Origin of the sequence: Limnobacter thiooxidans, from assembly GCF_036323495.1 — a bacterium.
In the GTDB taxonomy this organism is placed as follows: Bacteria; Pseudomonadota; Gammaproteobacteria; order Burkholderiales; family Burkholderiaceae_B; genus Limnobacter; species Limnobacter thiooxidans.
The window spans coordinates 32,023-51,870 of the sequence record NZ_AP028947.1 but is presented as its reverse complement, the minus strand read 5'-3'; the positions used below and the strand labels follow the sequence as shown (position 1 = coordinate 51,870).

Here is a 19,848-nt window from a genome sequence, read left to right as displayed (position 1 = left end):
AGAATATGTTGAACAACTCTATTCGTTTTGCAATCGTCAGTGGATTGACGGGTTTGATATTTGGCCTGGGTCTCGTGGTTTCCGGCATGGCCAACCCAGCCAAGGTCATCGGCTTCCTGGACCTGTCCATGCCTTGGGACCCCTCATTGATGTTTGTGATGGGTGGCGCAATTGCGATCGGCTTGCCTGGCTTCTACCTGGCCAAGCGCCGTAAAACCAGCATGCTGGGCATGCCGATGAACCTGCCTGCCAACACCCAACTGGACAAAAAACTGCTGCTGGGTGCGGTGTTGTTCGGTGCAGGTTGGGGAATTGGCGGCTTTTGCCCAGGCCCGGCAGTGGTGGCTGCTGCAAGCCTCGCCACAGACGGTCTCATTTTCGTGACCGCCATGCTGGCAGGCATGTTTGCCTTTTCAGCCAGGGGGCAATAAAAACCGGCTCAACACCGCGTGAAGTACAGGAACATTCACAGGTTTGGTCAAAAATTCATCCACGCCTGCTTCACGGCAGGCAATTTCGTCTTCCTGAAGCGCACAGGCGGTCAGCGCCACGATGGGAATTCGCGCTGAGGGCCCTGTCAATTCACGAATGGCTTTCGTGGCGTCAATGCCGTTCATCACCGGCATGTGAATGTCCATCAGAACCAAGTCAAGATCTGGATCCAGTTGGACCGCATTCACCGCTTGGGCACCGTTTTCTGCCAGGGTGACCTGAACCTTCATTCCGGCCAGTAAGGATTTGATGACATGCTGGTTCAACAGATTGTCTTCCACCACCAGGATTTTTTTCCCCACCAGCGAGGGCGCAGGTGTGAGAGGCTCAATTGGCACGGCATTCACATACACGGGTTTAACCGACATCGTGAAGCCCAGTACGCTGCCTTCACTGCTGGAGGACAGCACGTACAGTTGCCCACCCATCAAGCCACTTAAGCGTTTGGAAATGGCCAAGCCCAAGCCGGTGCCACCGAACCGGCGGGTGGTTGTGTTGTCAGCCTGTTCAAAAGGCTCGGTCAACCGGTCAAACTCATTGAGATCAAAACCGATGCCACGGTCATGAACCTCGGTGCGGATCAAGGCATTATGCTCATCCACCTGATCGGCCTGTACTGTCACTCGAATCGGCCCCCTCGCAGAAAACTTGATGGCGTTGCTCAGCAAATTGCCCACAACCTGGGTGTAGCGAGTTGGGTCACCTTTCACCATCAAGGGGGTCATCGCATCCACTTCAAGTTCAATTTCCAAGCCCTGTTGACGGGCGCGCAAGGCGAACTGACGAACGGTTTTTGCAGCCTGCTCATGCAAATCGAACTCGATTGCTTCCAGGTCGATCACGCCTGATTCAATCTGCGAGAAACTCAGCACATCTTCCAGCATGGCCAGCAAATATTGAGACGCATCTTCCACCTGAGCCACATACTGCGCGGCAGGCTCCTCCTTGACATGGGCTTTCAACAAGTTGTTCAGGCCGACAATTGCATTCAGGGGAGTGCGTATTTCATGACTCATATTGGCCAGAAACAGGCTTTTGGCATGGCTGGCGCTCATGCGTTTGCGCTGGGCCGCCAATGATCGCAGGATCAAAAACAGCAGAAAATCGATGACAACCCCTGCCGCGAGGATCAGGTTGGGTGTGGCACTGCCCACCTGTTGATCAAAGTTGGATGTGCTTTGAAAGTGGGCTGTCCAGGTTCTGCCTGACACCGCAATGGGCACCGTTACACTGTACCTTGAAATGCTTTCAGACTGACCTGCTGCGGAATCGTAAATCAATGCGGCTGGGTTCATGTCCGCGGCATCGAACAGGCGAAACGCCAAGGGCAGCTTTTCCTTCCCCATCAAGTTACTCATCAAGTCCACAGTGCGAAACGGGCTGTACACGATGCCGCGAATAGCCGCCCTGCGCGCTTGGGGGGTGTCAAGCACTGCACCCTGCCGGTACACGGGTAAATAGATCAGGAAGCCTGGTTGGGCGTTGTCACTGTCTTCCTGTTTCAGCTTGACCAATCCGGAAAGGGTGGCCTGACCGGTTTCAATGGCGTGGTCGATGGCCTGCTTTCGCACCGGCTCGGAATACATGTCAAACGCAAAGGCACGCTGGTTGCGGGCATCGAAAGGCTCAATGAGGCTGATCGGAAAATACATTTCCCGCGCGCCTGCGGGTGTCACCGCATAATCGGGAAAACCTTCTGAACGCACTGCAGTTTCGTGGGCATTCAACCCGCCAGCGTCAACCCGGGGTGCATAAGCAAAACCCTGCAAGCCGGGCAGGGCCTTTTGCAAGTCCAGAGAACGGGTATATACCTGCCATTCTGCCCGGGTAACTTCTGCCTGGGAGTCAAACAGGGCCACACCGCCGCGCAACACCTGCTCATACTGCTTCATGCGGCTTTCAACACGCTCCTGCGCTTCGCGCACTTCGAATTTGAAATTTTCTGCCGCCCGTTTTTCAATGGCCTCGCTGGCCAAAAACCAGCCCAGGCCTGTGATGGTCAACGACAACGCCAATACCAGCCAGGCTGTCACCTCGTTGTGAAACAGCTCGGCAACGGGTTTTCCGCTTGTCAAAGTGGACGTGACGCCCGGATTTGTTGTGTTTAACGGCATGATGACTCACCAGTCAGTGCGAACTGAATCGGTTAAGGAAGTCTTGGAAATTCCACCATATCCCATGCATTGAGCACATGCAGGCTAACGCCATCGCGCTGTGACAGTTTCTTCAACTCACGAAGGGATTTGGAAAAATCATCCACCAAGTTTGGCATGGCTTGCAATGAAATTGGCACACCTTGTTGCATCAAAGGCAGTGTGAAGTTGTCCCAGTGGATCAAATACACCTGTTTTGCCTCTGTATTCAAGACCATTTCCTGCCAATAGTCGGCCATGTAGAGGGCGTCCAGTTTTCCAAGACCACCTGTACCCAAAAACACGGTATCCACCGTGATTCCCTTATTCTGCCCCGGAATAAAACCTGCGCTGGGCTGGATCAAGGCAAATGGGCGATTGCCCAGAAGTGGATGTGACACCAGAAAGCTGTAACTGATCCCTTCCTTGAATGACAAGGCATGGGCGGGCAAGTGCAAAGGGGATGCGTTAAACCCACCAGTAAAACCGGTGGGCGCGTGGGCCGATTCCCTGAGCTCCACCCGAAACTGCCCGAAGTTGGCCAAGCCCTGCTTGCCAGTCGCTTGCACGTGGGTTGCCAATACATCCTGCCCGCGAGCAATTTGAGCAGTCGATTCTGAACCATGCAACATGCCGCCAAATGTTTTCACCAGAAAAGGCGCGTCGATTGCGTGGTCATAGTGGGAATGGGCCACCACGATACCTGACAATACTTCCGGCACATCAAGGCGCTTGAACGCTTCTTTGGCCACCTCCAGGACACGCTGTTCATCCACATCGAGCCGGGAAAAAGCCACGCGGCTCACTGCCTGCCGGGAGAAAAACCCATCAACCATCCACGTGTTTTTTCCATCCGTCCAGGCCATGGATGAGGTGCCCAGGAACAACATTTTCACGCCGGAATCCCCAGCCTTCGGGGCGCTGAACTCCAGGTCAACTGTGGGCGCTGTACGCAAACCGTATAGCACAGCACCCAGTGCAATCAGCGTTACACCCACCACCAGGCAGCCTGCCCATCGCAGTAAGCGCCAGCCATCGAATTTCTGTTGAACAAACACCATGGTGAACCCTGCCCATAAAAAAAGCCGCCCAGGAATCGAGCGGCTTTGGTCGATCTGCGGACAGTTTACTTGGTCAACACTGCGGCCAAATGAACTTCATCCACCGACATGGCCACTTTACCTGTTTGCCCATTCAGCATTTGTGCACTTTTACGGGTATCGAAATATTTGTCGTAATGAAAAATGTAGTCCTTGTCGGCCAGGGGAATGTGGCAACCACGACAGGTGGCGTAATCCACTTTGGCAGGTTGACCGTTAGGCTCAAATGCGGCGTAAACCCAGTCACCTGTTTTCATACCTTCAGGCGCGGTGCTGCCCCAGTCCTTGCCCTTGTACATCACGAACACTTTTTCCAGACTTGCCTTGGTCATCTTGTCACCGGTTTTTGTGGCTTTGTAGATTTCCATGACACTGACAGTGCCGTTAGGGAAGACGTCACCTTTCTTGGCAGAGGCGCCTGTCGGATTGATGTAGATGTCGCGCACATGGCCAGTGGGCTTTTCAATACCCGCCAAAAAAACGGGCCATGATTTGTAGTCAGACGGCTGGGCCAATTCACCATCTTTCGGCGCCGGGCCAAACATTCCCCCGGCTGCACAACCCGCTAGCACCACCGTGGTCGAGACAACAAGCATCAGTCTTTTCATCTTTTTCCCCTTTTTGTTAGTACAACAGAAGTTGCATCCTGAAAATAGCGCCAACACCTCTTCTTCGCAACTGTTCAGTCGAGCCAGCAACAGATTCAAGGGTTTACCCTGATCCACCCATTCCAGTCCAATCTGACCAAGCAAGTTTAGAGAAGGGTAATCACACAGCTTATCCACAAATGGCATTTCAAATCAGCTCCTTAAGCTAGTCATATCCCCCATTTGGTGGACGCCCACCCCATTCCAACAATGGATTGACAACCCAAGACAATCCCAAGGAGCAACGCACATGAATCCTGTTTACTCAAGCACCAAAGCCGGTTTGACCGCCCTTTTGTTGACCGCATGCGGCACTGTTTTCGCAGGCACACCCAATGACGTATTGCCGGAAATCAAGGCCATTGCAGCAAAGCCCGAAGTCATTGCCGCCGTGAAGGCACAAAACGCAAAAGGTTTGACGCTGGACGCCATCAAGGCCACGGACAGCAAATGGATCGCTGCAGCGGGTGGTTTGCCAGAAGGCAAAACCATGATGGAAAGTGCCACCTCCAAAACCTTGTTGGCCGCTGAGAAAGCAAAACCCTATTTCACGGAGTCCATCCTGACCGACAACCAGGGCGCGAATGTCGCAATCAGTTCCATGACGTCCGACTACTGGCAGGGCGATGAACCCAAGTTTGTCAAAGCCTGGGCCGATGGCAAAGGCGACGACTACATCGCGCGGGCCAAGAAAGATGAAAGCTCGGGCGCTGTGATTTCACAAGTGTCTGTGGCGGTTATGGATGGTGGCAAAGCGATTGGCACCTTGACCATTGGCGTGAATGTCCAAGCCTTGCCTTGAAGGAACACACATGTCCTCCGTCATGAACAAATTGATCAATACCAGCCTCAACATGCGGCTGGGCATTGTGATGGGCATACCCATTGTGGCCCTGCTCGCCATGAGTGTGTTTTCGGTCTATGAAATCCACCAGCTGAACCAGTTCAACCAGGACAGTACCCAAAAGCAAGTGAGCTTGCTCACCGAAGTGTCCAGCCTGAGTGGCAAGTCTGCGTTGTTGGCTCGCGAGGCACGCAACGTGATTCTGGCTGACGAGCAGGAACGTTTTGATCTTGCAAAGTCACGAATGCTGGCACTGAAAGTCGAAATCAGCCAGCTTGGTCAAGGCATGTTGAGCCAAACACCAACTGACGAAGCACGGGACCTGATTCAAACCATCACCACCGACAATACCGCTTTGCACACCGTTTACACACGTGTCATTGATCAGTCTGAGTTGGGTGAAGTTCAGGCCGCTACCCTCGCTTTGCTCAGCGAAGCAGATCCACTGGAGCAGCGACTGGACCAAAGCATGCTGGCGCTGAATTCCAGTGTGAAAAGCACCATGGAAGCCTCAGTGGAGCAGGGTGACAGGGTGTTTGCCAATGCACTGATCACCATTGCCGTGGTGTGTATTAGCATTGTGTTGCTGTGCGGCCTCACGGTGGGTATGGTGGCGGCGTCGTTGCGCAAGCAACTCGGCGGTGAACCAGCCAAAGCACTGCATGTGGTCGCGACCATGGCACAGGGCAACCTGACCCAGGCTGTACCAAACTGCGAGAAAGGCTCGCTGATGGACGGCATGCAGCAACTTCAGGTGCGCTTGAGGGAAATCATCAACCAGGTTTCACAAGCCTGCGGCACCTTCAAAACGGCATCCAGCGAACTGGTGAATGTAGCATCGGGTTTGTCGGGCACTGCAGAGCAACAAGCAGACAGCTCCAACGCCACCGCCGTCAGTGTTGAACAAATGAGCGCCAGTGCAAGGTCCATTTCCGACTACGCCCACAAAACCGAAGTGCAAGCCAAGCTATCAGTAGACACCGCTAAAAACGGCATGAAGTTGATGCAAACCCTGCAGGGCAAAATGAACGACATGTCTGGTCAAATGCACACCACCACCCAGGAAATTGCAGGGCTCGTGGAGCGGTCAGACCGCATCAACGGCATTGTGTCGGTCATACAAGGCATTGCCCAACAAACCAACCTGCTGGCACTGAATGCCGCAATCGAGGCAGCCAGGGCCGGTGAGCAGGGGAGGGGCTTTGCCGTGGTAGCTGATGAAGTGCGCACCTTGGCCCAGAACACGGCCACGGCCACGAATGAAATTCGTACCCTGATTGGGGAAATCTGCACCTATTCGGAGCGATCCAACAAATCGGTTGCCCAGGTGGGCGAGCACATGAGCGAAAACATGGAATACGCCGACAGGCTCATGGGTGGCCTTCAGGAAATTGTTCAGCATTTTGAACAATCGGTTGAATATGCACTCGCTGTAGCCAATTCCACCAAGGAGCAGGAAACTGCCAGCCAGGACATTTCTGGACGGGTCAGCGACATTTCGGCACTTTCCGAACAACTGAAAACCGCCAGCCTTCAACTCGAAGGGCAGTCTCGACAAGTTGAAAGCATGTCCGAAGAACTGCAACGCGCCGTGTCCTACTTCAAAACCTGAACCGGTCAATTCAATGTGACAAAGACAATACACGTCACATTGAATCGCTATTCAAAACCAAAATGCAGTTTTCCGGGTATCACAGATTGATGTTGTTCAATCTGGATGCCCGCCATGTCGTTTTCACCCGCCTTGATTCCCAGCGTTCGTCGACGCAACCTGCTCAAAACATTTTTGCTTGGCGCCTCTGCCAGCAGTTTGCCGTGGTTGGCAGGCTGCTCCGGCTCAGACAACCCACTGAGCGGCACGGGTGGCCGTGTCACTGCCTCGGAAACAAATCGGTTTGGCGGCACTGCACTGAACAACAACCAGTTCCGCTTTCGCAACATTGGCCCCCTGCGTGATGCAGATGCCAACGGCGTACGCACCGCAGCCGGTTTTTCGACCCGCGTGGTCGCCATCAGCAACCTGCCGCCAGCGCGCGGGGCCACACCCTGGCACATTTTCAATGATGGCGGGGGCGTGGTGCCCCGTGAAGACGGCGGCTGGATTTATTGCTCCAACAGCGAAGTGCCGGGCGTAGGCACCTTAGGCTTTCAGGTGCCGGAACTGGCACCGCTAACCAACCCACTGGAAGCGCTGGTTCCCGGTTTGGGTGGCGCCAGTGCGCTGGTTTTTGCGGCGGACGGAACCGTTGAAGACAGTTACCGGATATTACGCAACACCACATTCAATTGTGCGGGCGTAATAACTCCCTGGAAAACCTGGCTCAGCTGCGAAGAAATTCCAACCGGCCTGGTGTGGGAATGTGACCCACTGGGCATTCAGGCCGCACGCCCTTTGCCGGCACTTGGCCTGTTCAGCCACGAGGCGGTGGCCATCGACAGCGAGCGCCGCGTGTTCTACATGACCGAAGACATGCCCGATGGCCGCTTTTACCGCTGGGTACCCACCGCTGGCGACTGGCCCAGCAGCGCTGCCCGCGCCAACATGAACCAGGGCGTGTTGCAGGTGTTGAAAGTTGAGGGCGACCTGGCACAGGCTTTGAACGGCCCCGTGCGCTACAGCTGGGTCAATGCAGCAAACCCCAATGCACCCCAAACAGAAAACCGACTGCCCGACACCGCCGTGTTTGATGGGGGCGAGGGCGTGTGGTATCAAAATGACCGCGTGTTCTTCGCCACAAAGGGCGACGACCGCTTGTGGATGCTCAACACCACCAACCAGACCATTGAAGTGGTCTACGACATGGCAACAGCCACCGCGCCCAACAACATTCTTTCGGGCGTGGACAACATCACCATGACGCCTTTTGGCGAAGTACTGGTGGCTGAAGACGGCGGCGACATGCAAGTGGTGGTGGTTTACCCCGATGGCGTGTTGGTGCCCCTCTTGCAAATTGTGGGGCAGGACCAATCCGAGATTGCTGGCATCGCCTTCAGCCCCGACGGCAAGCGCATGTACTTCACCAGCGACCGGGGTGGCCCGAACTTGCAAGGCGGATATGGCCTTGGCTTGGGTATGCTGTACGAGTTGTTGATACCCGACACCCTACCCAACAACTGATTTCCCAACAACTGATCCCCCAGAATCAAGGAATTCTTCACATGTCAGGTCCCCGCCGCAAACGCAGCCGCATCCAGAAACGCCCAGGGCTTACCCGCCGCTCATTCCTCAAGGGGTTGGGCATTGGCACAGCCAGTGTCACGGGCTTAAGCCTTTTGCAAGGTTGTGGCAGCGATGACAACAATTCATTGGGCAATGGCTCTGCAAACCCAAGCGATACCGCGCCCACCCAGAATGTGCAGTTTTTGCACAGTGTGGCCAGTGGTGACCCCGCCTTCGACAGCGTGGTGCTGTGGACCAGGATCACCCCTGAGAATACTGATAATGCAGTGGCAGGGCGACTGGATGTGTTTACAGATGAGGCACTGACCACCTTTGTAAAATCCATCGACTTTCAGACCACGGCCGCGCAAGACTTCACCGTCAAACTGGTTTGCAACGGTCTGCAACAAGACACCGTGTACTTTTATCAATTCCGCAGCAACGGAAAAACCAGCCCTGTGGGCCGCACCCGCACCACACCGGCAGCCGGCAACAAGCGCCCGCTGAACTTCGGCGTGGTCAGTTGTTCCAGCCTGGCGCACGGGTTTTTCAACGCCTATGCCAAGCTGGCCGAGCGTGATGACATCGACGCGATCATTCACCTGGGCGATTACATTTACGAATATGGCAGCGGCGAATACGGCAATGTCCGCGAATACGAACCAGCCACGGAAATCATCACGCTGGCGGATTACCGCACCCGCCACGCTCAGTACAAGAAAGACCCCGACCTGCAGAAACTGCACGAACGTTTTCCCTTCATCACGATTTGGGACGACCACGAGTCCACCAACAACTCCTACCGCGATGGTGCAGAAAATCACACCGAAGGTGTGGAGGGTGTCTGGGAACAACGCAAAGGTTTCTCGCAACGGGCTTACGATGAGTGGATGCCGATTCGCCTGCCCGAGCCCGGCAACCGCGCCAAGATATTCCGCCGAGTGCAGTTTGGCGACATGGTCGACCTGTTCTTGCTCGACACCCGCCTGTTTGACCGCGACATTGAAGCCGCAACGCCTGTGAACCCCACCGATGGTGTGGCCAGCCAGCCAGATCGAACCATGATTGGCGAAGAGCAATACAACTTCCTGATCAACGGCATGCGAGGCTCGCAGGCCCAGTGGAAGCTGATTGGCAACCAGGTGGTGTTTCACCAGTGGATCATCAAGCCTGGCTTGAACAACCCGGCACCTGCCCAACTTGGTGAACTGCTTGCACCATCAGGCTTGAATGGCGATTCCTGGGACGGCTACAGCGCCGAACGCCAGCGCATCATCAACGCCTTGCGTGGCAGCGATGGGGGTGCCGCAATCGACAACGTCGTTATTCTGACAGGCGATGTGCACACCAGCTGGGTGGCCGACATCACCGACAACCCCAACCTGCCTCTCAATCAGGTGGGCGGTTACAACCCACTGACTGGGCAGGGCAGCGTGGCCACTGAATTCGTGGTGACCTCGGTCACCTCACCCGGCCTTGACCTGCCCAACCAGATCATTCAGGCCATCCGCCTGACCAGCCCGCACATCAAGCATGTAAACGTGACCGAACGTGGCTACAGTGTGTTACGTGTGGCTGAGGACAAAACCACCTGTGAATATTGGGCGGTCAGCACTATTCTTGAACGGGGTGGATCGGAAAGGTTGTCGGCAAGTTTCGAGGTGGCCGACGGGGCCAACCGCATTACGCCTCAAGGCCTTTACCCGGTGAACGTGGTCACCAGCCTGCTGGGTGTTTGAACATTTCTGAGGTAAGATCCGGGCTGCTTGACTTCTCAATTTAGTTAAGCAATTGAGTTGACCTAACCCTGCGCCCGGATCTCCAAAGTGTCCCTGTCCAAAATTCTTCCAGCCCCCTTGGTGGGCGTGCTCACCGTCACACTGATGAGCCTGTGCATCACCTTCTGGTTCATCGTGATGTTTCCATTCATCCTGCTGCGTTTGGTGCCGGTGTACCGGGTACAACGCGTGGCATCCAACTGCTGCGTGCAAATTGCCACCTGGTGGGTGGGTTCGAACAAACGGCTTTACAAACTGCTGCATGGGCAACAAGGGCAAGTTGAAATTCACGGCCAGTTCAAGCCCAACAGCAGCTATCTGGTGATCAGCAACCACTCAGCCTGGGCAGACATCGTGGTGTTATTTGACGTGCTGCATGGCCACAGCCCCTTTGGGCGTTTTTTCCTGAAAAAGGAATTGATCTGGGTACCGATTGTGGGCTTGGTGTGTTGGGCCATGGACTTTCCCTTCATGAAACGCCACAGCCGCAGCGCAATCGCCCGCAACCCCGCACTGGCCACACAAGACCTTGAGACCACCCGCAAAGCCTGCGAAGTGTACAAGGAAAGCCCGGTTACAGTGATCAACTTTCTGGAAGGCACCCGCTTCACACCCGCCAAGAAATCAAAAACAAAATCACCCTACACACACCTGTTGGGCCCCAAGTACGGTGGCCTGTCTGCATCCCTGAATGCCATGGGTGAACAGTTTGAAGGCATGGTGAATGTGACCATTGCCTATGGCCCCAGCACCGGCAACACCACCTGGTCCTGGCTGTGCGGCAAGCAGCCGAACATGCAGGTTCATGTTGAAATTCTGCCTATTCCCAAAGACATGATCGCGGGCGACTTCCGGGGCGATCTGGAATTCAAGAACAGATTCAAGACCTGGATCGGTGACATCTGGACAGCCAATGACCAGCGGCTTGCCCAACTCAAGCAAAAGGCCAAAGGCTAGGCCAGGCTCACCCGGCTTGACAGCTTTGGTACACTAATCAAATTGCAGTTCACCGATGTACTCATTTTCATGAATTCCCGCTGGTTTCAACACATGCTCATCGCGCTGGCCTTGCTGGCCGCGCAATGGGCAGGTCTTGCCCACAGCATCGAACACCGGGAACAATTACAGCACGGGGCACAGTCGCACACCAGCGTGCATGGTGATGCTCACATCAGTGCCGACCTGCTTCATTCCTGTCTGCTGTTTGATGGGCTAACCACTGCACACGCAGCAACCCCAGCTTATCCGGCTACCTGTGCCTTGCCCCTGCAAGCCACATTGACCGCACGCTCAATCGAGCTTGTACCACCTCGAAACACCCTGTTCGCCCAGCGCGTCCGTGTGCGCGATCCACCCCGCTTTTCCTGAAAGTTTTTACCCCTTTTTAAAAGATGAACAGTCGTTGCGCTGCCCTGTGGGTGGCGCAGCCTCCCATTGCATTTCAGGAAAAGAACATGAACCGAATTCAATTTGAACGCCGGGCCGTTGCCTTGGCCAGCCTGCTTTTTATCGCACAAGCACACACATTGGCCCAGGCCCAACAATCTGCACCCTTGGCGGTGCTTGAGTCTGTGGTGGTCACCGGCACAGCCGTACAGCCTGAATCCATCACCAAACCTTTCTCTGTCGTAGGCGACGATGAACTGAACGCCAGTGGCGCCAGCACGCTGGGTGAGGCACTGCGCTATCAACCCGGCATTTCAGCCACTGGCTTTGGCCCCAACTCAAGCCGGCCGATTGTTCGTGGTCAGGACTCGGATCGAATCAAGATTCTGCGCAACTCGGCAGCCACAGTAGATGTATCCGCACTCAGTTTCGATCACGCCTTGCCCGTAGACCCGTTTGCCCTGCACCAGGTTGAAATACTGCGTGGGCCTGCTGCACTGGCCTACGGTGGCAACGCCGTGGGTGGCGTGGTCAATCTGGTAGACCAGCGCATTGCCCGCAAACCGGTTCAAGGCCTACAGGGTGAAGTCAACCTGTTGGGCGGTGGTGCAGCCGATCAAACCGCGGGCGGCTTCAAGCTTGATGGTGGTCTGGGGCAAGGGGTCAGCATTCACCTGGATGGTTTCAAACGCACCACCGGCGACCTTGAAACCCCCACTTTCACTGACCCCGATGGCGTCACTGGTCGGCGTGTTCAAAACTCCTCATCCAGATCAGATGGGGCAGCAATCGGCGCATCGATTCAAACCGGCAATGGCTACGTGGGTGTGTCCGCTGAACGTTACAACAACGACTATGGCGTGCCGAAAAAGCTGGATGTTCGAATCGGCATGGAAAGCGAACGCTACGCACTGGAAGGCGAGCAAAATTTCCAAGGCGAGGCCATTCAAAGCATCAAATACCGACTGGCCAAAACAGACTACCAACACCAGGAGTTTGAAGATGGAACCCCCGCCACTGTGTTTCTCAATGACGGCGTGGATGGTCGCATCGAGCTGGGCTTAAGCCCCTTCACACTGGCTGGCTTGAATGTGAGCACACAGGCCGGTGTGCAATTTGAGCGCACTGATTTTTCTGCCATTGGTGACGAAGCTTTCGTACCGAATACCAGCACCGATCAAACCGGACTGTTCAGCATCTTCCGTGCAAGCACAAGCCAGACGAACAGTGGCGTATTCGAGTTTGGTGTTCGGGTGGATCAGGTAGACGTGAATGCCGCCAGCAGCGGTTTGTCCGGCTTGACTGGGCCCGTGGCTGGTGCCGGTGTTACCGCAGGTCCAGCCATTAATCGCGCGTTCAGCCCCACTTCCCTGTCATTGGGGTACACAACCCCCATCGGAAATGGCTGGTCCCTGGGCGGGTCGGTTTCTCGTGTTGAACGTGCACCTTCCAGCTTCGAACTATATGCCGACGGTGTGCATGTGGCCACCGATGCCTATGAGAAGGGCAACCCAACCCTTGAAGAAGAACGTGGTCGCCATTTTGAACTGACCAGTACTTGGGCACAAGGCGCATCAAAATTCAACGCCACCGCCTTTGCCAGCCGCTACAGCAACTACATTGCCCTTATTGGCCGCACCGGTGCTGATTCAATTTTTGACGAAAACGAGGATGGGGATGCAGACCCCACCACCGGTGAAGTGCTCCAGGTGTTTGATTTCACCGCCGTACCCGCCGAGTTTCAAGGCTTGGAAATCGGCTACCAAACAGCTTACAAGCTGGGTGCAGGTCAAGTTAAACCAGCCATTCAGTACGATCTGGTTCGTGGCAAACGCACCGATGGCGGTGGCAACCTGCCACGCATCAGCCCGCAGCGCGTTCTGGCCAGCTTGGCTTACAGCCAGCAGGGATGGACAGTGACGCCAGAAATCATCTGGGTTGACAAAAGCAAAGCTGGCGAAGGCGACACCCAGGTTGACGCCTATCAGCTTGTGAACCTGCGCGTGGGCAAGGCTTTCACTTGGGGAACAACAGGTGGCGAAGTATTCGCCAACCTGCAAAACCTGACCAATGAACTGGCGTTCTCGGCCACTACCCTGAACACGGTTCGGGGTTACACCCCCTTGGCCGGGCGTTCTGCCTTGGTGGGTGTCAAACTGGCTTTCTAAATCTTAATGCTTGTGGTCGCCATGGCCATCTTGGTCATGGTGTCCACCGCCCGCAGCATTTTGACCTGCTACGGCTTTCACGGGCATTTCAATCCTGCTGCCATCTGGCTTTTCAAACAGGAGGCTCAATTCGACTTCCTGACCGGCCTGAATGGGTGCGGTGAGGGACATCAGCATCAAATGGTAACCACCTGGTTTCAACTCGAGGGGTTCACCTGCTTTCAGTTCAATGCGCTCAGCCATGCGCATGCGCATGATGTCACCATCCATTTTCATTTCATGCACTTCAGAAATTTCTGCCGCAGGTGAAGCCACCCCCACCAACGCCAGTGGTTCCTGGCTGGTGATGGTCAAATAGCCGCCTGTGGCATCCTGTTCACCCACGGTAGGGCGTACCCAGGCGTTCTGCACAGAAATGCCGTCTTGAACCTGTGAAGGCGCTGCAACGGCTTCCACCGCTGCAGGAGCATCATTCGTGTGCTCAGCATGTCCCGCATGGTCGTGGTTTTCCGAACAGGCTGCAATCAAGGCGATGGCAGACAAGGCTGCCAGATAAGTCACTGATTTCACTTCAAACTCCCAAAAACTTTTTTAAGTACTGCGCTACCCGCTGCAACCGGGTTGGCACGTATCGCTTTTTCTTCCTCGGCGACCATTAGAAACAACGCATCGAGCGCCTTGTTGGTGACATACCCTTCCAGGTTGGCATCTTCTGCTTTCACCAAACCGAACCGGCTACCTTTCTCGGCCAAGGCATTGTACTGCTGGGCCAGGCCAACCTGCGCGGTTTTGCCTTTCACAATAGGCAACAATTGCTGGTACAAATCGGATTGCGTCTTGCTGCGGAAAAAGTCCGTCACTGCTGTCTCGCCACCACCTAGAACTTGCTTGGCATCTTCCACAGTCATGTTTTGTATTGTTTTCTGAAGTATGGCTTTGGCCTGGGGAACTGCCGCTTCAGCAGCCCTGTTCATCGACACTTCCACTTGATCCAGTTGGCCACCCATGCCGACCATTTTCAGCATGCCTTTGCTTTGCGCCAGAAATTCCGGCAACTGAATTCGCGCAGCCGGGTTTCCCAGAAACCCGTCGGTTTTGCCCAAGCTACCTACAGCCGCCTCTGCGCCCTTGGTCAGTGTGGTACGCAGTGCGGTTACTGCTTCCTTGCTGGTAATGGCGGACAGATCAGCCGCGGAGGCCATGCCTGTCACAGTAAAAGTTACCAGCAACAACAGTGTTCTGAATAATCTCATCATTGGCCTCCCAGCCCGTTGTATGTCAGGAATCAAGCAATCGGGCCTTGCGTTCGGCGCGTATAAAAATTTCCACTGCCTGCCCCTTGTTTTTTGCACCCAATCGCAGAAAAATTTCCTTGATGTGTCCCCGAACCGTATCCGGGCTGATGTCCATTTCCCGCGCAACTTCTTTGGCTGACAAACCTTCCGCTGTCTTGCGCATGATTTCTACCTGTTTCCAGGTCAACGGCTTGCCTGAACCTGGTGCGCATATGTTGGAATGAAATTCGCTGCTTGTTTTTTCAGAGGTACGGGGTTGTTCATCGACCACCCCGGCTGCAATCAGCAGTGACTGAATGGACTGCAAAAGTTCATGATAAGAAGAGGCCTTGTTGACATACAGATAACCTGCATTCTGGGCTTCCAGCGCAAGCTTTGCATCCAGAACACCTGAACAAATCAACCTTGGGCAGTCAGGGAACAATTGGGCAAATGCTTTGATGGTACCCAAACCCTTGGAGTCGGGCAGATCAAGATCCGCGATAACCACGTCTGGCTGGATACGCACTTCGATGGCTTTTTCCATGCTGTTGACAACAATGACTTCGCTGTCGGAAATCAGTTGGCCGATCATGTCGGACAACATGATCGAAATCATGGGATGATCCTCAGCGATCAAAATCCTGGGTTTGTCAGTCTGCGAACCCATGTCAGCTTGCCCTGCTTTTTTCTCGGTACGTCGAATTGTACTTCGAAAACTCAGAGTCGTGCCTGTGCACCTGCTTGTGAAGCAAGTCGTTCACGGCTGGCTTGTATCACTGCCTTGATCTTGGGGATTGTCTGCTGCGCCACCTTTTCGCCTTCCAGCAAAAATTCATGACGCTGATCCAGATTCAATGCGTCCGCATGTTGCACACTGGGCTGAATCACGACGTCGGCCTGAGCCAATTCAGTTCGTATGGCCTGTTGACTAAGTATGTTGATGCTTTGGTCCAACAAACTCCACCATCCCATTCCAGAGGCGCCATTGCGAGGTCGTGCAGAAATGTCCACTGCAATGACCACATCGGCACCCATGTCCCGTGCGGTCAACACTGGGACCGGGCTGACCAGTCCTCCATCAACAAATTGCCGTTTGCCGATGCGTGCCGGCAAAAATACATTGGGTATGCTGCAAGACGCGCGCACAGCCTGACCGGCGTTGCCGTAATTGAAAGCCACTTTTTCCCCGCTTTCAAGGTCTGTGGCCACCGCTGCAAACCGAATTGGAAACTGCTGAATGGATTTGTTGCCAACCTGGGTGTTGACATACTGCTGGAGTTTTTCACCAATCAAAAACCCTTGGCTACTCAAGGTCAAATCGCGGATATCCGTTTCCTGCATGCCCAAAGCAACACTTTGCAGTTTGAATGCACTCATTCCGCTGGCGTACAAAGCACCCACAAAACTGCCTGCGCTGGTGCCCACCACAATGTTGGGCTTGATCCCGTGGCTTTCCAGCACCTTGATTACACCCACATGCGCAAAACCCTTCACACCACCACCGCCCAGCACCAAAGCCACCACGGGTTCGCGTGATTTGGCGGGTGCGGCAGTGGGTGGTATTGGCTGAGGTTCAGGAGCACGCACGGCGCCTGTGCAGGCAGACAAAGCCAAGACGAAAATTGCCGTGAAAAGAGCGCCCAAAGGCTTGTTTCTCATACTTATTTTCAAAAAATTCAGGATCAGCCGGAGATGCTACCGCAGTGCAACAGACTTGAGTGGATGGAATCCACTAAAGGCACTCATTTAACAACACGCCCCTGCTCTATTGCGGTGCACAATAAATAGGGATAACCCTTAATTTGTCAAACTTTAACGAATAAAGTGACACTTAACGGGTGATACCTATCGCCCCGATTTTGGATTTTTTGACAGTTTGTGACATGTTTAAAAGCATATAAAACATACAACGCACCTTTTTTGTGCGATTGGAGACAACAGTGAATATGCGAATACACGCGCAAAAACTGACAGCATTCACTCCCGCACAAAACTTGGCGGGCAAGAAGATGATTGCCAGAAAGTCGGGGCATGCACATGTGACTGGTGATGTGTACAAAGTGCGCCACCGTTGGAAACGCATCTGTGAGTTTGTTGGCGCGTCGCGCGGACCGAATATCATGGCAAAAGCCTATTTTGAATCAAGCCATTATCTTCAGGCTGCCATCACCAGGAAAGCTTACCGGGCACGCAAGCTGGAAGGACAGACAGGCGAAAACTTTACGCCTCAACAATTCAATTCCATGGTCTGGAACTCCAATGCCGTACAAAACAGGCTCATGCGGGAAGATTTTATCCGGTTTAATGGTCGACACTATTCCAAAGAATGCGGTGCCAGTGAAAACAACCAGAAAGCCTACGACATGTCCCGGATTGCCCACCGTTTCCATGGGGTCTGTGAAATGTTCGCTGCACCAACGGGAATGACTTCCAACCTGCTGCGAAACACTGCGCTGAAAAAACCAGATGAGCAAAGCACACGCAACAAGGTGTTTATGCTGGGTGCACTGGGTTTTATTGGGGTGGCCACCACTGAGTTGTTGTCCTGGCTACACAAATTCATCCCTGAATCCGTGAAAATTGCCGGTGCAAAAGCAGCCCCTGTCATCATCGCTTTTCCGGCCATGTCATCAGCCATGGGGGGTTTTGGCAGTGCGTTCGGTTGGGCGAGTCAAGCCTATATCGAGAAACAGGATCTGAGCGATAAACAGATTGCACACCTTGAAAGAGATCTGAATACCACTCTTCAAAAACTGGTGTTCCGCTTGAAATCTGTCCAGAACAATCCTGAATTGATCAAAATGATGGGACAAGCCATGAAAGGCAAGCGTGGCCTTTTGAAGAAAATCGACAACTCAGGTTTGAATGCAGACGGGACGCCCAAAGTTCTTACCCAGGCCTTGGCGAGGATCAATCCTTCCGCAAGTGACACCGAGAACATGGAAGCGCTGTTTGATTTTGCAGGCGAATTTCTTCAAGTACCAAACAAACCAGACCCCAAAAATGCCAGCCTTTGGTCCCGATACATTTACACGAAAAAGGTCAAAGCCATGGACAGGCAATGGGTTGCGTTGTTGGGCATGGTGGAGCATGCAGATATCGAAGCTGCTCCAAAAAACACAGTGGACATGCGTAAAAATCTTGAGGACAACCTCACCCCAAAATTCCACACCTATTTATTGAAAAAACTGATTCCACTGGCAAAAAAGTTCGACGGTACCTTTGAAACCAGTATGGCAAGAAGATTTGAGAAGTGGACTTCACCCGAGTATTTGAAAGCGCAAGCCAAAATGGAAAAAAATCCCTTGTTCCGTAACCGTATTGCCTATTCCGGTAGCTACATGGCCAAGCATCGCCACCAATACGGCCCAATTACACGTTGTCTCATTACCTTGGCGGAGGGTATCCGCCTGTTCAACATGAACATGGTGCTGGCCTGCAATGCAAATCTGTCCAGAATTTTTAGTAATCTGACTTACACCGCACACGAACTGTTGGGTACAAGCCCGGCATCACGAACTATGTGCAACAGCCTTGGACGATTTTTCGGGGGTGCAGCACTGGCCGTTATTTTTGGCACTGTCATTCCAATCGCGGTGGCCGAAACAGGTGGTGGTCCATCGACCCACGATTTCGGTGTTGGTACCTCTGAAGAAGTCACTTTGTCAGCCACAAACATCGGCATACTGATGTGTATTTTGGCTGCTCCTACCTTGTTGGCACAAGGTTTGGCCCATTTGTCCGCAAGGCTGGAAGGATGGCGTGGTGATTTTTCCGATTCTGTATCGAACAAGGAAAAAAGCTTTCGCTGGTGAAAGCGAAAGCTTTTTTTATTGAATAACCTGACTTTTTTGACTGTGGAGCGAAAAAATAAATGACCAAAACCCCAACGGCCAGAAGCACTTCCCCAAGGGTTTCAGAAAAATAGTTGGCCAAGTTGCTGCGAAATAAATGGCCAAAAATTTTTCCTTCAAAAATCCAATTCAAATCAGAGACTTACAAACCGACTTCAGGTCAAAGTTCGTAGATTCTTAAATCTCTCGAATTTCGATAGAGCTCGGTGTTATGAGGCTTGGCGAACGATGAGATTTAACTGATTGGTTACTCATTCGTACACTATAGCCCTTGCGCACCCACTCGACCAAGTCTTGTTCCCTTTTCACTCTTTGATAATCCTTCTCATAGCGAGTGAGACTGACGACAAAGTGATTGTCCTCATGTAAATGAGGCGTAAGAACCGTCCCGACTGACCCGCCACGCTTAACAACGTAAGAAAGCTTTTTCATCAGCATCGCCTTTGGAATGTTTACGAATAAGACTGTGAACTTCTTCATCAATTTTACAGACACAAAATTCGTTTATTAAAGCTACAACTCAATCGCCATGCAAACTATGAATAACTGGGCTAGTCCAAGCGATCCGCATCGGTCAAAAATAATTATGATATTTGTGATATCCCTGTTGACACTGAATAATTTCCAACGTAAGATTCGTTTCATGGTGATTAACGGGATATCACCGACATACCGTAAGGGAAGCAAATGAATCAGACCAAAAATCTAGAATCCGTTGTGTTGTTCAACAAAACTAAACATGCCGCTATTCGCTCACAACAACGCGGCGTGTCCCAGGAAGCAATTGAATTTGCTCTCACTTATGGCAAAGAACGTCATGTTGGACAAGGCTGCATGAGCATTTACATGGACAAAATTGCCCTAAGCGAGTTGCGAAGTTCACTGGGTGTTAAGCGCTTCGCCAAACTAGAAAATCAGCTTACTGATTTGTATTTAATTGTTAGTGACGATGACGTGATAACCGTTGCTCGAGCTCACTAACTAATCATTACTCTCAATCCAATAGGAAT

The 19,848-nt window shown here is 53.3% G+C and carries 17 protein-coding genes; 10 read left to right on the top strand and 7 right to left on the bottom strand.

Annotated elements, in window-relative coordinates; genetic code table 11:
- The first annotated feature begins 8 nt into the window (after nucleotides 1–8).
- Nucleotides 9–431 (top strand): DUF6691 family protein, encoded by a 423-nt coding sequence (locus tag RGQ30_RS00220; protein WP_420915150.1) that lies wholly within the window; start codon nucleotides 9–11, stop codon nucleotides 429–431.
- Here RGQ30_RS00220 and RGQ30_RS00215 read toward each other — a convergent pair.
- The 3 genes from RGQ30_RS00215 to RGQ30_RS00205 all read right to left on the bottom strand — a co-directional run bounded on the left by RGQ30_RS00215 (nucleotide 414) and on the right by RGQ30_RS00205 (nucleotide 4,332).
- The gene (locus RGQ30_RS00215) at nucleotides 414–2,606 is read right to left on the bottom strand and encodes a CHASE domain-containing protein (protein ID WP_130557207.1); all 2,193 of its coding nucleotides are present in this window, start codon (nucleotides 2,604–2,606) and stop codon (nucleotides 414–416) included. The two genes, RGQ30_RS00220 and RGQ30_RS00215, sit on opposite strands and share 18 nt — an antisense overlap.
- A 32-nt stretch (nucleotides 2,607–2,638) precedes the next feature.
- Nucleotides 2,639–3,685 carry an MBL fold metallo-hydrolase gene (locus RGQ30_RS00210; RefSeq protein WP_130557208.1) on the bottom strand — a complete coding sequence of 349 codons (1,047 nt, stop codon included), beginning with the start codon at nucleotides 3,683–3,685 and terminating at the stop codon, nucleotides 2,639–2,641.
- Nucleotides 3,686–3,750: 65 nt separating this feature from the next.
- On the bottom strand, nucleotides 3,751–4,332 hold the full coding sequence (locus tag RGQ30_RS00205; RefSeq protein WP_130557209.1) for a cytochrome P460 family protein: 582 nt from the start codon (nucleotides 4,330–4,332) through the stop codon (nucleotides 3,751–3,753).
- Between the two features lie 289 nt (nucleotides 4,333–4,621).
- Between RGQ30_RS00205 and RGQ30_RS00200 the strand changes: the two genes are divergently transcribed.
- From RGQ30_RS00200 to RGQ30_RS00170, 7 genes are all read left to right on the top strand, one after another.
- Nucleotides 4,622–5,173 carry a cache domain-containing protein gene (locus RGQ30_RS00200; RefSeq protein ID WP_130557210.1) on the top strand — a complete coding sequence of 184 codons (552 nt, stop codon included), beginning with the start codon at nucleotides 4,622–4,624 and terminating at the stop codon, nucleotides 5,171–5,173.
- Between the two features lie 10 nt (nucleotides 5,174–5,183).
- Nucleotides 5,184–6,827 carry a methyl-accepting chemotaxis protein gene (locus tag RGQ30_RS00195; RefSeq protein ID WP_338284591.1) on the top strand — a complete coding sequence of 548 codons (1,644 nt, stop codon included), beginning with the start codon at nucleotides 5,184–5,186 and terminating at the stop codon, nucleotides 6,825–6,827.
- A 114-nt stretch (nucleotides 6,828–6,941) separates the two neighbouring features.
- Entirely contained in the window at nucleotides 6,942–8,333 is a 1,392-nt protein-coding gene (locus tag RGQ30_RS00190) for an alkaline phosphatase PhoX (protein WP_298218309.1), read from the top strand.
- 41 nt (nucleotides 8,334–8,374) lie between these two features.
- On the top strand, nucleotides 8,375–10,114 hold the full coding sequence (locus RGQ30_RS00185) for an alkaline phosphatase D family protein (protein ID WP_130557213.1): 1,740 nt from the start codon (nucleotides 8,375–8,377) through the stop codon (nucleotides 10,112–10,114).
- Nucleotides 10,115–10,201: 87 nt separating this feature from the next.
- The gene (locus RGQ30_RS00180) at nucleotides 10,202–11,110 is read left to right on the top strand and encodes an acyltransferase (RefSeq protein WP_130557214.1); all 909 of its coding nucleotides are present in this window, start codon (nucleotides 10,202–10,204) and stop codon (nucleotides 11,108–11,110) included.
- Nucleotides 11,111–11,179: 69 nt separating this feature from the next.
- Nucleotides 11,180–11,521, top strand: coding sequence for a hypothetical protein (locus tag RGQ30_RS00175; RefSeq protein ID WP_130557215.1), 342 nt, complete (start codon nucleotides 11,180–11,182; stop codon nucleotides 11,519–11,521).
- Nucleotides 11,522–11,607: 86 nt separating this feature from the next.
- Nucleotides 11,608–13,707, top strand: coding sequence for a TonB-dependent receptor (locus RGQ30_RS00170; protein ID WP_338284589.1), 2,100 nt, complete (start codon nucleotides 11,608–11,610; stop codon nucleotides 13,705–13,707).
- A gap of 3 nt (nucleotides 13,708–13,710) precedes the next feature.
- Here the strand turns inward: RGQ30_RS00170 and RGQ30_RS00165 are convergent, their stop codons facing one another.
- From RGQ30_RS00165 to RGQ30_RS00150, 4 genes are read right to left on the bottom strand one after another with little or no spacing between them, the layout of a single operon-like run.
- The gene (locus RGQ30_RS00165; RefSeq protein WP_338284588.1) at nucleotides 13,711–14,277 is read right to left on the bottom strand and encodes a copper chaperone PCu(A)C; all 567 of its coding nucleotides are present in this window, start codon (nucleotides 14,275–14,277) and stop codon (nucleotides 13,711–13,713) included.
- Complete coding sequence (locus RGQ30_RS00160; RefSeq protein ID WP_338284587.1) at nucleotides 14,274–14,960, bottom strand: DUF4197 domain-containing protein; 687 nt, start codon at nucleotides 14,958–14,960, stop codon at nucleotides 14,274–14,276. The genes RGQ30_RS00165 and RGQ30_RS00160 overlap by 4 nt, the downstream gene beginning before the upstream one ends.
- A 25-nt stretch (nucleotides 14,961–14,985) precedes the next feature.
- Nucleotides 14,986–15,651: a response regulator transcription factor gene (locus RGQ30_RS00155; protein WP_130557218.1), complete on the bottom strand. Its 666-nt coding sequence runs from the start codon at nucleotides 15,649–15,651 to the stop codon at nucleotides 14,986–14,988.
- 50 nt (nucleotides 15,652–15,701) lie between these two features.
- Nucleotides 15,702–16,643 (bottom strand): patatin-like phospholipase family protein, encoded by a 942-nt coding sequence (locus tag RGQ30_RS00150; RefSeq protein ID WP_130557219.1) that lies wholly within the window; start codon nucleotides 16,641–16,643, stop codon nucleotides 15,702–15,704.
- A gap of 281 nt (nucleotides 16,644–16,924) precedes the next feature.
- Between RGQ30_RS00150 and RGQ30_RS00145 the strand changes: the two genes are divergently transcribed.
- Nucleotides 16,925–18,799 carry a hypothetical protein gene (locus RGQ30_RS00145; RefSeq protein WP_130557220.1) on the top strand — a complete coding sequence of 625 codons (1,875 nt, stop codon included), beginning with the start codon at nucleotides 16,925–16,927 and terminating at the stop codon, nucleotides 18,797–18,799.
- A gap of 726 nt (nucleotides 18,800–19,525) precedes the next feature.
- Nucleotides 19,526–19,819: a hypothetical protein gene (locus RGQ30_RS00140; RefSeq protein ID WP_130557221.1), complete on the top strand. Its 294-nt coding sequence runs from the start codon at nucleotides 19,526–19,528 to the stop codon at nucleotides 19,817–19,819.
- The last annotated feature ends 29 nt before the right edge of the window (nucleotides 19,820–19,848 follow it).